General features: G+C 72.1%; 17 protein-coding genes. 13 read left to right on the top strand and 4 right to left on the bottom strand.

What is annotated here, in order from left to right:
• The first annotated feature begins 404 nt into the window (after window positions 1-404).
• Together ACGF5G_RS16075 and ACGF5G_RS16070 are read left to right on the top strand one after the other, a co-directional pair.
• The gene (locus ACGF5G_RS16075) at window positions 405-1,337 is read left to right on the top strand and encodes an ABC transporter ATP-binding protein (RefSeq protein ID WP_393263273.1); all 933 of its coding nucleotides are present in this window, start codon (window positions 405-407) and stop codon (window positions 1,335-1,337) included.
• A gap of 107 nt (window positions 1,338-1,444) precedes the next feature.
• Window positions 1,445-1,984, top strand: a complete 540-nt coding sequence (locus ACGF5G_RS16070) for a hypothetical protein (protein WP_393263271.1) — start codon at window positions 1,445-1,447, stop codon at window positions 1,982-1,984.
• A 56-nt stretch (window positions 1,985-2,040) separates the two neighbouring features.
• Here ACGF5G_RS16070 and ACGF5G_RS16065 read toward each other — a convergent pair whose 3' ends face one another.
• Together ACGF5G_RS16065 and ACGF5G_RS16060 are read right to left on the bottom strand one after the other, a co-directional pair.
• Window positions 2,041-2,286, bottom strand: coding sequence for a flavin reductase (locus ACGF5G_RS16065; protein ID WP_393263269.1), 246 nt, complete (start codon window positions 2,284-2,286; stop codon window positions 2,041-2,043).
• Entirely contained in the window at window positions 2,286-2,504 is a 219-nt protein-coding gene (locus ACGF5G_RS16060; protein WP_393263267.1) for a hypothetical protein, read from the bottom strand. Before ACGF5G_RS16060 ends, ACGF5G_RS16065 begins: the two co-directional genes overlap by 1 nt.
• Window positions 2,505-2,717: 213 nt before the next feature.
• Here ACGF5G_RS16060 and ACGF5G_RS16055 point away from each other — a divergent pair, with 213 nt between their 5' ends.
• Genes ACGF5G_RS16055 through ACGF5G_RS16045 form a run of 3 tightly spaced genes read left to right on the top strand, consistent with a single transcriptional unit; the run spans window position 2,718 to window position 3,932 of the window.
• A complete protein-coding gene (locus tag ACGF5G_RS16055) occupies window positions 2,718-3,521 on the top strand; it encodes a Scr1 family TA system antitoxin-like transcriptional regulator (protein WP_393263265.1) in 804 nt (267 codons plus the stop codon).
• On the top strand, window positions 3,512-3,703 hold the full coding sequence (locus ACGF5G_RS16050) for a DUF397 domain-containing protein (RefSeq protein WP_393263263.1): 192 nt from the start codon (window positions 3,512-3,514) through the stop codon (window positions 3,701-3,703). The genes ACGF5G_RS16055 and ACGF5G_RS16050 overlap by 10 nt, the downstream gene beginning before the upstream one ends.
• Window positions 3,704-3,743: 40 nt before the next feature.
• On the top strand, window positions 3,744-3,932 hold the full coding sequence (locus ACGF5G_RS16045; protein ID WP_393263261.1) for a DUF397 domain-containing protein: 189 nt from the start codon (window positions 3,744-3,746) through the stop codon (window positions 3,930-3,932).
• 123 nt (window positions 3,933-4,055) lie between these two features.
• On the opposite strand, the gene ACGF5G_RS16040 is transcribed toward ACGF5G_RS16045, so the two are convergent.
• Window positions 4,056-4,394 (bottom strand): hypothetical protein, encoded by a 339-nt coding sequence (locus tag ACGF5G_RS16040; RefSeq protein WP_393263259.1) that lies wholly within the window; start codon window positions 4,392-4,394, stop codon window positions 4,056-4,058.
• Window positions 4,391-4,708 (bottom strand): PadR family transcriptional regulator, encoded by a 318-nt coding sequence (locus ACGF5G_RS16035; RefSeq protein WP_393263257.1) that lies wholly within the window; start codon window positions 4,706-4,708, stop codon window positions 4,391-4,393. The genes ACGF5G_RS16040 and ACGF5G_RS16035 overlap by 4 nt, the downstream gene beginning before the upstream one ends.
• A gap of 164 nt (window positions 4,709-4,872) precedes the next feature.
• Here ACGF5G_RS16035 and ACGF5G_RS16030 point away from each other — a divergent pair, with 164 nt between their 5' ends.
• From ACGF5G_RS16030 to ACGF5G_RS15995, 8 genes are all read left to right on the top strand, one after another.
• Complete coding sequence (locus ACGF5G_RS16030; protein ID WP_393263335.1) at window positions 4,873-5,673, top strand: ABC transporter permease; 801 nt, start codon at window positions 4,873-4,875, stop codon at window positions 5,671-5,673.
• Between the two features lie 10 nt (window positions 5,674-5,683).
• Entirely contained in the window at window positions 5,684-6,493 is an 810-nt protein-coding gene (locus tag ACGF5G_RS16025; RefSeq protein ID WP_393263255.1) for an ABC transporter permease, read from the top strand.
• A gap of 64 nt (window positions 6,494-6,557) precedes the next feature.
• Window positions 6,558-7,673, top strand: a complete 1,116-nt coding sequence (locus ACGF5G_RS16020; protein ID WP_393263254.1) for a YihY/virulence factor BrkB family protein — start codon at window positions 6,558-6,560, stop codon at window positions 7,671-7,673.
• Window positions 7,674-8,032: 359 nt separating this feature from the next.
• Window positions 8,033-9,211 (top strand): ROK family protein, encoded by a 1,179-nt coding sequence (locus ACGF5G_RS16015; protein WP_393263252.1) that lies wholly within the window; start codon window positions 8,033-8,035, stop codon window positions 9,209-9,211.
• The gene (locus tag ACGF5G_RS16010) at window positions 9,208-10,842 is read left to right on the top strand and encodes a sugar ABC transporter ATP-binding protein (RefSeq protein WP_393263250.1); all 1,635 of its coding nucleotides are present in this window, start codon (window positions 9,208-9,210) and stop codon (window positions 10,840-10,842) included. The genes ACGF5G_RS16015 and ACGF5G_RS16010 overlap by 4 nt, the downstream gene beginning before the upstream one ends.
• Window positions 10,839-11,960 (top strand): ABC transporter permease, encoded by a 1,122-nt coding sequence (locus ACGF5G_RS16005; protein ID WP_393263248.1) that lies wholly within the window; start codon window positions 10,839-10,841, stop codon window positions 11,958-11,960. Before ACGF5G_RS16010 ends, ACGF5G_RS16005 begins: the two co-directional genes overlap by 4 nt.
• A 110-nt stretch (window positions 11,961-12,070) precedes the next feature.
• A complete protein-coding gene (locus ACGF5G_RS16000; RefSeq protein ID WP_393263246.1) occupies window positions 12,071-13,126 on the top strand; it encodes a substrate-binding domain-containing protein in 1,056 nt (351 codons plus the stop codon).
• Between the two features lie 53 nt (window positions 13,127-13,179).
• Entirely contained in the window at window positions 13,180-14,370 is a 1,191-nt protein-coding gene (locus ACGF5G_RS15995) for a Gfo/Idh/MocA family protein (protein WP_393263334.1), read from the top strand.
• Window positions 14,371-14,391 lie beyond the last annotated feature (21 nt).

The following is a 14,391-nucleotide window of genomic DNA, read 5'->3' as shown; positions in this document are numbered from 1 at the left end:
CACGGAAGGTGGCTGTGGGGCGGGATCTCCGGAAGAACGTACTGGTGACACGAGGGGGCACGATACGCGAATTGCATACCTTAGGGAATATTGCCGGCCATGATTGCAGTCGGTAATGGTGGCGAGTGGACAATTACGCAGAGAAGCTGCGGTTGTGGTCGCCTTTTGATCGGAATGTGGACCGGAACGGGCGACAATGCGGAATGTCCGGCGGCGATTGAATCCATCTTGTCCACTATGATCCCGACAACGCCCTCCGGATCCTCCGCCCCGTCCACCGGCCGACGCGGGTACGCCTGCACCGGCGGCGCCGCGACGGAGAGTAGCGTCGTCGCTCTCCGTGCGCCCGCGTCCCGCCCGACAAACCGGTGGGACGTGTCGGACCGGGCGGTTAGGGTCGGGCGGTGACCACGCCTCAGCCACTCATCCGGGCGCGGGGGCTGGTGAAGCGGTTCGGCGACTTCACCGCCGTCGACGGCATCGACGTCGAGGTGCGCGCCGGTGAGGCCTTCGGCTTCCTCGGGCCCAACGGCGCCGGCAAGTCCTCCACCATGCGGATGATCGGGTGCATCTCCCCGCCCAGCGGCGGCGAGCTGCGGATCCTCGACATGGATCCCGTCCGCGACGGGCCGGCCATCCGGGCCCGGCTCGGCGTCTGCCCCCAGCTCGACAACCTCGACCCGGAGCTGACCGTCCGGGAAAACCTCACAACCTACGCGCGCTACTTCGGCATCCCCCGCCGGGTGGCCCGGGCCCGCTCCGCCGAGCTGCTCGACTTCGTCCAGCTCACCGAGCGGGCCGACAGCAAGGTCGAGCCGCTCTCCGGGGGCATGAAGCGGCGGTTGACCATCGCCCGCGCGCTGGTCAACGAGCCTGAGATCGTGCTGCTGGACGAGCCGACGACCGGCCTCGACCCGCAGGCCCGGCACCTGGTGTGGGAGCGGCTGTTCCGGCTCAAGCAGCAGGGCGTCACGCTGGTGCTCACCACGCACTACATGGACGAGGCGGAGCAGCTCTGCGACCGCCTGGTCGTGATGGACGGCGGCCGGATCGTCGCCGAGGGCTCGCCCCGCGCGCTGATCGAGCGGCACTCCACCCGGGAGGTGGTGGAGCTGCGCTTCGCCGCCGAGTCGCAGGAGGCGTTCGCCGGCAAGCTCGACGGCCTGGGGGAGCGGGTCGAGGTGCTGCCCGACCGGATCCTGCTCTACGTCCACGACGGCGACGCGGCCGTGGCCGAGGTCGGCGCGCTGGGCCTGCACCCCGCCAACGTGCTGGTCCGGCGCAGCAGTCTGGAGGACGTCTTCCTTCACCTCACCGGCCGCACCCTGGTCGACTGAGTCGCGCACGTCCACCGGCGGCGGGGGCGTCAGCCTTTTGCGACCCGTTCCGTAGCATCGGCGGGCCGGTGGCACGGTGCCGGCCCGGCGACGAGCACGGGGGTCACATGTCGAGGTTGGAGTTCCAGTCCCGCCGGCAGGCCGGGCTGGGCGCGCTCTACCTGGGGGTCTTCGCCACCATCTGGTTCAGCGTGCCGGCCGCCGACCAACCGATGCGGAGCCTGCTCGTCGTCGCCAGCGGCGCGGCGCTGCTCACCGCGGTGGCCGGAGCGGTCGTGGTGGCCCGGAGCCGGAGGGTCGCCGCCGTCGCCCGGGACCGCACCGCCGACCGCCGTTACCTGCTGATCGTCGTCGCCGAGTTCGCCGCCGCCGGGCTGGGTGCCGCCGTGCTCGGTCTCGCCGGCTGGTCGGAGTTCATCCCGGTGCTGGTCTGCGCCGTGGTGGGGCTGCACTTCTTCCCCCTCGTGCCGGTGCTGCGCGACCCGCTGCTGCGGCCCCTCGGCGTCGCCATGTGCGTCGTCGCGCTGGCCGGGCTGGTCACCGCGCTCACCTCGGGGGTGGCGGCGGGCCTGGTCGTCGGCACCGGCGCCGGGCTGCTGCTGCTCGGCGCCGCCGTGCTGTCGCTGCTGCGGGCGGTCCGCGGCTGAGCGGCCCGCGCCCCGGCCTTGCGTGCCACCAGAGCTGATCCGATCGGCCGTGCTGGTCATCGCGCCCTCGCCCAGTTCAGGAAGCGGTCGGCCAGCCCGTCCGGCACGACCTGCCCGTTCACGTCGGCCAGGTCGCCCGTAGCCTCGTACATCAGCGCGCCGAGATAGATCAGCAGGCCCGTCCGGTTCTCGCGGTACTCGCCGAGCAGCGCCAGCCGGGCCGGGGAGCAGGGCCACGCGGCGCCGCACACCCGGCAGCGCCAGGACGGGCGCGCCGCGACGTGCGGGCGGTAGCGCGGCATCAGCGCGGGCCCTCCTCGACCCGGCGCGGCGACGGTAGCCAGTGGCCGCCGTTCGCCCGCCACTCCTGCGCCCGGGTCAGCCGCCCCGGGCGTCCCGGGCCATCGGTCGGGAAGACCCCCGTCGGCGCGGTCACCCACGCCGGTCGCGTGTTGGGCGTACGCCGGGGGAGCGCGGCGGGTGGCGTCGAGCGCCGGCAGCGCCAGAACCTGAGTCGCATGCGGTGAGCCTCCGTCGAGGTGGGAAGGGGCGCCCCGGACCTCGTTGTCTCCGGGCGCCCCCGGCCTGGTTCCGCCCGCCGTCCGATCCCGTGAGCGGTTCCGCTGCGTGACAGTCTGGTGAGGATCCGACTACGGTGGGAGTTCCCGCGCGCCGACGACCAGGGCGTACGGCGGCCGTTCCCTGGCGGTACGAGGATGTACGGAGGCTGTCCGTGGAACGCTCGTCCATGCTGGACCACTTCGCGGAGGAGTTGCGGCTCGCCCGGGCCACCAGTGGCATGTCCCAGACCGCGCTGGCCGAGGCGCTGAGCTATTCGGGCGCCCTGGTCGCCAAGGTGGAGACGTGCGAGCGCCGGCCGAGCCTCGACTTCGCCCGCCGCTGCGACACGGTGTTCGGCGCGGACGGGCGCTTCGAGCGCATCCAGCGACGGATCAGCCGGGAAACGGTCGTGCCGTGGTTTCGCGACTGGGCCGGCATCGAGCAGGAGGCCACGGCACTGCGCACGTTCGAGCCGTTGTGCGTGCCCGGTCTGTTGCAGACCGAGGGCTACGCGTACGCCATTCATGCCGGCGGCGGGCTGTTCGTGCCGGACGAGATCGAGCGGCAGGTGACGGCCCGGCTGGACCGCCAGGCGTTGCTCACCCGCGACCGACCGCCGCTGCTCACCGCCGTCATCGACGAGTACGTGCTGCGCCGCCGCGTCGGCGGGCCGGAGGTCATGCGCGAGCAGGTGCAGCACCTGGTGAAGCTCGGATCGACGTTGCCCCGGGTGCGTATCCAGGTCGTGCCACTCTTTTCTGGCGCGTACCCTGGGCTCGCCGGTCCCTTCGTGATCGCCACTCAGCCCGCTGGGGAGGACGTCGTATACCTGGAGGGGCAGCGCCACGGGCAGGCGGTCGACCGGGCGGATTACGTGCAGCAGATGGTCGAGGTGTGGGAGTCGATCCGTGGTGAGGCACTATCGCACCAGCAGTCCCTCGATCTGATGGCGGAAGTGGCGGAGACATGGACCTGACCGGCGCCCGGTGGCGCAAGAGCACCCGTAGCAGTGGCCAGGGCGGCAACTGCGTGGAGGTGGCCGATAACCTCCCCGGCGTGGTGGCCGTACGCGATTCCAAGGAACCGAGCGGTCCGGCCCTGACCTTCGGCCCGGACGCCTGGCGCGCCTTTGTCGCGTACGCCGCAGATCGGCGGTAGCGGCCCTCTCCGGGGAACTGACGGCGGAAGTGGCGGAGACATGGACCTGACCGGCACCCGGTGGCGCAAGAGCACCCGCAGCAACGGCCAAGGTGGTGCGTGCGTGGAGGTGGCCGACAACCTCCCCGGCGTGGTGGCCGTACGCGATTCCAAGGACCCCAGCGGTCCGGCCCTGACCTTCGGCCCTGCCGCCTGGCGCGCGTTCGTCTCGGGCGTCGCCCGGCGGTAGCTCGCCCACCACGGCCACCTGCCGGTCCCCGCGTGGCCAGCCTGGACGTGTTCCCACACGCCGCCGCGCTTACCCCGTATTCCAGGTGCCGGTCCGGGCGGCCGGCGGCGGAGCGGTAGCCGGTCAGCCGGCGATGAGCAGCCCGACGCCGGCCAGCAGGGTCGCGGTGAACACGGCGGCGAGAGTGACGGCGCGACGGCGGGCGTGCGTGCCGCCGATCAGCTTCAGGGCGAGGGCGAGCGGGCCGATGGGCTGCATGGCTGAAGGTCCTTTCGGGCTGGTGGCGGCGATCCGGACGGCGGCGCCGAGGGTGCCCGCGGCGAGCCGCAGGGGGGACATGCCGAGTTCGGCGGCGCCGTACACGTCGGCCTGCCACTGTTCGAGATGACGGGCGCGGGAGGGGCCGGGGAGCACTGCCGCGGCGCAGCGCACGAGGACGAGCGCGGCCCGGACGGACGTCATCGTGCCTCCCGTAGTCGGGCCGGGCGGTGGTGCGGCGCCCGGGTGTCGGCCCGGGCGCAGACCCGCCGGGCGGCCACCGCTCCGTCGGTGGTGAGTTGGTACATCCGCCGCCGTGGGCCGCGGCGGTCGGTCTCGTCCTCCCAGTGCGAGGTCACCCAGCCGTTGCGCTCCAACCGTTCCAACAGCGGGTAGACGCTGCCGGACGGGCGCCCGGTGACCTTGATGATCTCCAGCCCCCAACGTGGCCGGTCGCTGTCGACCAGCACCCGCAGGACGTCGACCGTCGCCGCACCGATGCGTCCGAGTGGCTTCACAAGACCAAGGCTACCTATGTAGATTAAGCCTGTCCAGGGAACGGAGGGACCCCGCTCGGAGCGGAAACTGCCACGACAGGTGCGTACGCCGGTCGTAGGGTGGCTGCGGCCTGTCGTACCCCCGGGGTAGGAAGGCCGTGGTGAACGGGGGTGGTCGCGTGAGCGTGGCGCAACAGGCGCGGGAGCGGGCGCGGCCGTCGCTGCCACGTGTGCCGGCGCTGGCGGTGCTGGCGCACTACCTGGTCGGCTACCGGCGCACCTGGCGGGCCGGCGTCTTCTCGTCGTTCCTGCTGCCGGTGCTGACCGTGCTCGGGTTCGGAGTCGGCGTCGGGGCCTACATCGACCAGGGCGTCGGCGGGGTCCGTTACCTCGAGTGGATCGTGCCCGGCCTGATCGCGTCGACCGCCCTGCAGACGGCGATCGGCGAGTCGACGTGGCCGGTGTTCAGCAACTTCCAGTGGATCAAGACCTACTTCGCGCAGAGCGCCGCGCCGCTGCGGGTGGGCGACATCCTCAGCGGGCACCTGGCGTTCGTGCTGTTCCGGGTGCTCACCGCCATCGCGGCGTTCCTGCTGGTGATGACGCTGTTCGGGGCGCTGCGCTCGCCGTGGGCGGTGGCCACGCTGCCGGTGGTCGCGCTGCTCGGCCTCGCCGTCGCCGCCCCGACCTTCGCGTACGCGTCGGTGGTGTCCACCGACAGTTGGCTGGCGATGCTGCTCCGCTTCGCGGTGATCCCGATGACGCTGTTCGCCGGGGTGTTCTTCCCCGTCGAGTCGCTGCCCACGGCGCTGCGCTGGCTGGCGTACGCGACGCCGCTGTGGCACGGCGTCGACCTGTGCCGGGCGGCGACGCTCGGCGTCGCTCCGCAGTGGTCGGTCGCCGGCCACCTGCTCTACCTCGCGGCCTGGGCGGTCGGCGGCTGGTTGCTGGCCCGCCGCGCGTTCCGTCGCCGGCTCGTCGTCTAGGAGGGGTGCCGTGGTCAGTCTCGTCCTGCCCCGGCTGGTCGACGTCGCCGCCGCGACCCGCCGGTCGACGTCGGTGGCCGAGCGCAACGTCGCGGCCCTGAAGTCCGTCTACTGGCTGCTGCTCGTCTCCGGCTTCGTGGAGCCGCTGCTCTACCTGCTCTCCATCGGCGTCGGGGTGGGCGCGCTGGTCGGCGACCTCACGCTGCCCGGCGGCCAGGTCGTCACGTACGCGGCGTTCGTCGCGCCGGCCATGCTCGCCTCGTCGGCGATGACCGGCGCGCTGTCGGAGACGACGTTCAACTTCTTCGGCAAGATGAAGTACATGAAGCTGTACGACGGGGTGATCGCCACCCCGGTGCAGCCGTTCGAGATCGCCCTCGGCGAGTTGGGCTGGGCGATGCTGCGGGGCGGGTCCTACTCGGCCGCGTTCCTCGTGGTGATGGTGGGGATGGACCTGACCACCGTGGCCCGGGCCCTGGTCGCCTTCCCGGCGGCGGTGCTGGTCGGCTTCGCCTTCGGCGCGCTCGGCATGACGATCTCCACCTTCATGCGCAGTTGGCAGGACTTCGACCTGATGGGCTCGGCCCAGTTCACCCTCTTCCTCTTCTCCGGCACGTTCGTCCCCGCCGAGGCGTACCCGTCCCTGCTGCGCTGGGTGGTCGAGGTGACCCCGCTCTACCGCGCGGTGCACCTGATCCGCGGCGTCACCGTGGGCACGGCCGGCTGGGCGTGGGTGCTCGACGTGCTCTACCTGCTCGCGGTGCTGGTTGTCGGCCTGCTGGTCGCTTCGCGCCGGATGGGCAGGTTGCTCTACCGGTAGGTGGTTAATCGTCGCCGCTGCCGGGGCATGTCGGGGGGACATGAGCCGAGCAGAGGGAGGGGCGATGGCCTCCGACGAGTCTTCCGCCCGCGGCGGGCGCGACCGCGACGATTCCGGGGCCGTGGCCGGCGGCAGGGCGGGCGGTGACCGCCGGACGGGCCGCGCCGACCCCAGCCCGGATCCGGCGCGGCGGGACCGCCCCGGGGGCGGCCCGGTCGGGCCCGATGAGGGCCCCGAAAGCCCGACGGCGCTGCCGGGCACCGGGTGGAAGGCGGCGCTGCGGCGCACGCTCCGGGAGTTCCAGGACGACAGCCTCACCGACTGGGCGGCGGCCCTGACCTACTACGGGGTGCTCTCGATCTTCCCCGGCCTGCTGGTGCTGGTCTCGATCCTGGGTCTGCTCGGCCCGCGCGCGACGCAGGGCGTCAAGGACACGGTCGACCAGGCCGTCCCGCAGGAGAACATCCGGCAGATCGTCGAGGGGGCGATCAACCAGGCGCAGCAGAGCGGGGGCTTCGCCGGGCTCGCCGCGATCCTCGGTCTGCTGGCCGCCTTCTGGTCGGCGTCCGGCTACATCGCCGCGTTCATGCGCGCCTCCAACACCATCTACGACGTCCCGGAGGGGCGGCCGATCTGGAAGACGCTGCCGATCCGCGTCGGGGTGACCGCGGTGATCGGCGTGATGCTGCTGGCCAGCGCGGTGATCGTGGTCTTCACGGGCGGCCTCGCCGCGCAGGTCGGCGAGGCGATCGGGCTGGGCTCCACGGCGGTGACCGTGTGGAACATCGTGAAGTGGCCCGTGCTGCTGCTCCTGGTCAGCCTGATGTTCGCGATCCTCTACTGGGCCTCCCCGAACGCGAGGCACGGCGGGTTCCGCTGGGTCAGCCCGGGCGGCGTGCTGGCCGTGGTGATCTGGCTGGTGATCTCCGGCCTCTTCGCCCTCTACGCCAGCAACTTCGGCTCGTACAACAAGACGTACGGGGCGCTCGCGGGTGTGATCATCTTCCTGATCTGGCTGTGGCTGAGCAACATCGCGATCCTCCTCGGCGCGGAGTTCGACGCCGAGCTGGAGCGCAGCCGCGCCATCTCGGCGGGTCACTCGCCCGACGAGGAGCCCTACGTCGAGCTGCGCGACGACCGCAAACTCAGGAAGAAGCGCAACGCCGCCAACCGCCGCTGACCCGACCCCCGCCCCAGCCCCACCACGCCCCGCCGCCCACCCGGGCGGCGGGGCGCCCCTCTGCCCCCGTACGCCCCACGCCCGCTCTCCCCCCGGCGATCTTGCACTTTCGGCCCCGGATATCGCCCTGGTATGCCGCATTTGTCGGGGCACGAACTGCAAGATCGCCGAGGGTGTGCGGGCGGGTGAGGGCGGGTGAGGGGAGCGGGGGGAGTGGGGGGACTTTTGCTCGATCTGACAAAAGTTGGCGTTGGATGTGCTGAAGGTATGGACAGCTGGCGCAGAAGGCTCCTACTGTGTCGGACACAACACATCGGTGCTACGTCGATGTGAACGAGGCGCGGGAAGAGGTGAGTCCGGTGCGGACGGTCGACCCCCTGCACGTCCGGCTGCTGCGGTTGCTCCGCGACGAGGGGGCGGTGTCCCGGGCCGAGCTGGGCGACCGGTTGCAGATGCCCCGCCCCCGGCTGCTGGCCGAGCTGGAACGGCTCGTCGGGCTCGGTTACGTCGCCGAGGCGGGGCTGGCCGCCTCCCGGGGCGGCCGGCGCTCCACCCTCGTCGAGCTGAGCCCCCACCTGCGGTTCGCCGCCGTGGACCTCGGCGCCAGCTCCATCGACGTCGAGGTGGTCAACGGCCGCCTGGAGCCGGTCGCCGCGTACGCGGAGCCGGCCGACATCCGCACCGGACCGAAGGTGACCCTCCAGCGGGTCAACGAGCTGCTGCACAAGGCCCGGGTGGACGGCGCCTACGAGCGGCTCGACGCCGTCGGCATCGGCGTGCCCGGCCCGGTCAGCTTCCGCGACGGCGTGCCGGTCTCGCCGCCGATCATGCCGGGGTGGGACCGGTTCCCGGTGCGTGAGCTGCTCACCCGCGAGCACGGCTGCCCGGCGGTGGTCGACAACGACGTCAACATCATGGCGATCGGGGAGCGGCACGGCGGGGTCGCCCACTCCGTGGACGACTTCCTCTTCGTGAAGATCGGCACCGGAATAGGGTGCGGGATCTACCTCAGCGGCGAGGTCTACCGAGGCACCGACGGCTGCGCCGGCGACATCGGCCACATCCAGGTCGACGCGCACGGCCCGATGTGCTCCTGCGGCAACGTCGGCTGCCTGGAGGCCCTGTTCAGCGGTGCCGCGCTGGCCAAGGACGCGACCGCCGCGGCGCGCGCCGGCACCTCGCCCGCGCTGGCCGAGCGGCTCGCCGCGCGGGGCGCGGTCACCGCCCGGGACGTGGCGGAGGGCGCCGGCGAGGGCGACGTCACCTGCATCCAGCTCATCCGCGACGGGGGTCGGCGGGTCGGTGGAGTCCTGGCCGGGCTGGTCAGCTTCACCAACCCGTCGATGATCGTGATCGGCGGCGGGCTCGCCCAGCTCGGGCACATCCTGCTGGCCGAGATCCGCAGCGTGGTCTACCGCCGGTCGCTGCCACTGGCCACCGGCAACCTCCCGGTCGTCCTGTCCGAGCTGGGGCCCCGCGCCGGCGTGGCCGGCGCCGCCGTCCTGGCCAGCGACGTGGCCTTCGCGGAGGCGTCATGAACGAGCGCGAGGAGGAGAGCGTGGCCCAGCCCGAGAAGACGGCCGCCGCCACGCCGGCGGATGTCGCCCCCGCCGACGCTCCGCTGGTCGAGGCGCCCGCCGACGCCGTCGCGGGCGAGGTGGTCCTGCGCCTCACCGACGTGGTCAAGACCTTCCCCGGCGTACGCGCGCTGGACGGGGTGCAGTTGGAGGTGCGCGCCGGCGAGGTGCACTGCCTCCTCGGGCAGAACGGTGCCGGCAAGTCCACCCTGATCAAGGTGCTGGCCGGGGTGCACCGTCCCGACTCGGGGCAGGTCGAGTGGCGCGGCCAGCCGGTCGGCTTCGCCAACCCGCAGGCCGCCATGCGCGCCGGCATCGCCACGATCTACCAGGAACTCGACCTGGTCGAGGACCTGTCCGTCGCGGAGAACGCCTTCCTCGGCCACGAGCCGCGCCGGTTCGGTTTCGTCCAGCGCGGCCACATGGCCCGCCGGACGCGGCAGATCCTCGGTCGGCTGGGTCACGCCGAGATCCCGCCGAACCGGATGGTCCGCTCGCTGCCGGCGGCCGCCAAGCAGGTGGTCAGCATGGCCCGGGCGCTGTCGCACGAGGCCCGGCTGATCATCATGGACGAGCCGAGCGCGGTGCTGGCCCACGACGAGGTCGGCAACCTGTTCCGGATCATCCGGGAGCTGACCGCCCAGGGCATCGCGGTCATCTACATCTCGCACCGCCTCGAGGAGATCCGCGAGATCGGCGACCGGGTGACCGTACTCAAGGACGGGCGGACCACGGCGGCGAACCTGTCGGCCCGCGAGACCCCGACCCGCGACCTGGTCTCCCGGATGACCGGCCGCACCATCGAGTACGTCTTCCCGGACCGCCCCGCCGAGGCGGCGGCCGGCGAAGGGCTGCTCCGCGTCGACGGGCTGACCCGGGCCGGCGAGTTCGCCGACGTGTCGCTGTCCGTGCGGGCGGGCGAGATCGTCGGCATCGCCGGGCTGGTCGGCTCCGGCCGATCGGAGCTGCTGGAGACCATCTACGGCGCCCGCCGGGCCGACGCCGGCACCGTCACGATGGCCGGAAAGGCACTGCGTCCGGGCAGCGTGGGCGCAGCGGTCCGCGCCGGCCTCGGCATGGCCCCGGAGGAGCGCAAGAGCCAGGCGCTGCTGCTGGGCGAACCGATCTACCGCAACGTCACGCTGGCCACCTTCGGCCGGTACGCCCGGGGCGGCTTCACCGACACCGGCAAGGAGCGGGCCGAGGCGGACCGCATCGCCGAGAGCCTCGACCTGCGCCCCCGCGACGTCCGCCGGCCGGTGCGCACGCTCTCCGGAGGCAACCAGCAGAAGGTCGTGGTCGGGCGGTGGCTGCTCGGCGACACGAAGCTGCTGTTGCTGGACGAGCCGACCCGGGGCGTGGACGTCGGCGCCCGGGCGGAGCTGTACCAGGTCGTCCGCGCCCTCGCCGCCCGCGGCGTCGGGGTGCTGCTGGTCTCCAGCGAGGTGCCGGAGGTGCTCGGCCTGGCCGACCGCGTGCTGGTCATGCGCGAGGGCCGGGTGGTCCGCGAGGCCCCGGCCGCCGAACTCGACGAGAACACCGTGCTCGACCTCGTCATGGCGGGGTCCCTGATGGAAGGCGCACCGGCATGAGCGACACAGTGCCCACCTCCACCGCCACGCCGGGGCGCGGTACGGATCTTCCGGCGCAGTCACCGCCGGTCGACCCGGCGGAGACCGCCCTGGCCAGCGAGAAGGCCACCGGCCGGCTCTCCTGGTGGCACGGCGACGCCGGCGAGGGCGCCCTCCGCAACCTCGCCCTGATCGGAGTGCTGGTCGCGCTGATCGTGATCGGCGCCCTCACCCGTTCCGACCTCTACTCCAACCCGGACTGGGTCTGGGACAACGTGCTCAGCATCCTCAAGCTCGCCTCGGTGGTCGGCGTGGTCACCGTCGGTATGACGTTCGTGATCATCGGTGGCGGCATCGACCTGTCGGTGGGGGCGATCGTCGCGCTGGCCGGGGTCTGGTGCACGACGGTGGCGACCCAGAGCTACGGCGCCGGCGGCATGATCTTCAGCGCGCTCACCGTCGGGCTGGCGGTCGGCCTGATCAACGGGCTGCTGATCTCGTACGGGCGGCTGGTGCCGTTCATCGCGACCCTGGCGATGCTGGTGGCGGCCCGGGGGCTGGCCGCCGAGATCTCCGACAAGCAGACGCAGGTCTCGGACAACGGCTTCATCAACGGCCTCGCCAGCAACAACCTGCTCGGCATCCCGCTGCTGGTCTACATCCTCGCCGCCGTCGTGGCGGCCGGATGGGTGCTGCTCAACCGCACCACGTTCGGCCGCCGCACCGTCGCGGTCGGCGGCAATCCGGAAGCGGCCCGGCTGGCCGGTATCGACGTCAAGCGGCACACCCTGCTGCTCTACGCGCTCTCCGGCCTCTGCTGCGGCATCGCGGCCATCATGCTCACCGCCCAGGCGAACTCGGCTCAGGCGGCGATGGCCAACCTGTACGAGCTGGACGCGATCGCCGCCGCGATCATCGGCGGCACGCTGCTCAGCGGCGGGCGGGGGACCATCATCGGCTCCCTGCTCGGGGTGATCATCTTCGCCACGATCACCAACCTCTTCGCGATCAACGGCCTCACCACCGAGGCCCAGAACATGGTCAAGGGCGGCATCATCGTCGCGGCCGTCCTGGTCCAGCAGGTGCAGTTCCGCAGCCTCACGCAGTTCCTCGGCCGAAACCGGCTCACCACCACCTGACCCCCATCGAGTGACAACCTGCCGCACCTGGGCCACCCGAACAGACGACGGTGGCCGGACCTCGCACACCCGAAATCCCCCTTCACCCCCGTAAAAAACAGGAGGTCGTCATGACCCAGCACAGCCGCGACCTGTCGCGCCGCCGGCTGCTCTTCGGCGGGGCCGCCGTCGGCGCCGGCGTGCTGCTCGCCGGCTGCACCAGCAACGAGGCCCAGCCGACCGAGGCGCAGACCAAGGCGGCGGGCGCGCCCGGCGGCAACAGTGAGCCCGGCAAGCGGGTGACGATCGGCTTCTCCGCGCCGGCCGCCGACCACGGTTGGATCGCCGCCATCACCAACAACGCCAAGGCGCAGGCCGGCACGTACTCCGACGTGGAGTTCAAGACGGTCGAGGCCGGCGCCGACGCCGCGGCCCAGCGGGCGGCGCTGTCGACGCTGGTCTCGCAGAAGCCCGACGTGATCGTGCTGCTGCCGCACGACGGCAAGGAGCTCAACGCCTTCGGCCTGGAGGCGATGAAGGCCGGCATCCCGGTGGTCAACCTGGACCGGGCGTTCCCCGACGCCAAGGCCTACCGGCTGCAGATCAAGGGCGACAACTACGGCATGGGCGTGGCCGCCGCCACGTACATCATCGCCCAGCTGAAGGCCAAGAACCTCACCAACCCGGTGATCGGCGAGATCGCCGGCATGGAGGAACTCGAGCTGACCCAGGAGCGGTCGAAGGGCTTCGCCGACACGCTGGCCCAGGCGGGGCTGAAGGTCGCCAACCGCCGCTCGGCCCGGTTCACCGCCGACTCGGGCCAGCAGGAGGCCTCCCAGCTGCTCCAGGCCCTGCCGAAGATGGACGCCCTCTGGAACCACGACGACGACCAGGGCATCGGCGTGCTGGCCGCGATCAACCAGGCCAACCGCAAGGAGTTCTTCATGGTCGGCGGCGCCGGCTCGAAGAAGGCGATGGAGGACATCCAGGCCGACAACACGGTGCTCAAGGCGACCGTGACCTACAGCCCGTCGATGGCCTCCTCGGCGATCTCCCTGGCCCGGCTGATCGGCCAGGGCAAGGGCATGTCCGACCTGGTGGAACTCCAGGTGCCCAAGGAGATCGTCCTCGCCTCCGAGACGATCACCAAGGAGAACGCGGGCAACTACCTCAAGCTCGGGTTCTGACACACGGGGGGAGACCCACCTTGTCCACGACAGACAGGCAACTGCGGGTCGGCATGGTCGGCTACGCGTTCATGGGCGCCGCGCACTCGCAGGCGTGGCGCACCGTGAACCGGGTGTACGACCTGCCGGCGCGGGCCCGGATGGCGCTGATCTGCGGCCGGGACGCCGGGAAGGTGGCCGACGCCGCCGACCGGCTCGGCTGGGAGGCGTACACGACCGACTGGCGCGACCTGATCTCCCGGGACGACATCGACGTGGTCGACGTCTGCACACCCGGGGACAGCCACGCCGAGATCGCCCTCGCCGCGCTGGCCGCCGGCAAGCACGTGCTGTGCGAGAAGCCGCTGGCGAACACGGTCGCCGAGGCCCGGGCGATGGCCGCCGCCGCGGCCACGGCGCGGGCGTCCGGGGTGCGTTCGATGTGCGGGTTCAACTACCGCCGGGTGCCCGCGGTCACGATGATGCGCCAGCTCGTCGCCGACGGGCGGCTCGGGGTGATCCGGCACGTCCGGGCGACGTACCTGCAGGACTGGATCGTGGACCCGCAGTTCCCCCTGGTCTGGCGGTTGCAGCGGGACCGGGCTGGCTCCGGCGCGCTCGGCGACATCGGCGCGCACATCATCGACCTGACCCAGTACGTCACCGGGCAGCGGATCAGCGGGGTCAGCGCCGTGACGGAGACCTTCGTCAAGGAACGCCCGCTGCCGGGCGGGTCGACCGGACTGGCGGCCACGGCCGACGGCAACGGCCCGGACGGGCACCGCCCGGCCACCGGCACGGTCACCGTCGACGACGCGGCGGTCTTCGTGGCCCGGCTCGACGGCGGCGCGCTGGCCACGTACGAGGCGAGCCGGTTCGCCACCGGCCGCAAGAACGCGCTCCGGGTGGAGATCAACGGCTCCCTCGGGACCGTGGCCTTCGACCTGGAACGCCTCAACGAGCTGGAGTTCTTCGACGCGACGCGACCGGCCGCCGAGCAGGGCTTCAGCCGCATCCTGGTGACCGAGGGGGAGCACCCGTACATGTCGGCGTGGTGGCCGCCCGGCCACATCATCGGCTACGAGCACTCCTTCACGCACCAGGTGCGGGACTTCGTCGAGGCGATCGCCACCGGCGCCGACCCGGCCCCCTCCTTCGCCGACGGGCTCCAGGTCCAGCTCGTGCTGGACGCGGTCGGTCGGTCGGCGGAGCTGGGCTCCTCGTGGACGGAGGTGGAGCCCGCGCTGGCCTCGGTGGCCGTCTGAGCCACCTCCGGCGCCGACCGG

The sequence above is a fragment of the Micromonospora sp. NPDC047730 genome (genome assembly GCF_043204765.1).
Classification (GTDB): domain Bacteria; phylum Actinomycetota; class Actinomycetes; order Mycobacteriales; family Micromonosporaceae; genus Micromonospora.
This window is presented reverse-complemented; position numbering and strand designations above follow the sequence as displayed.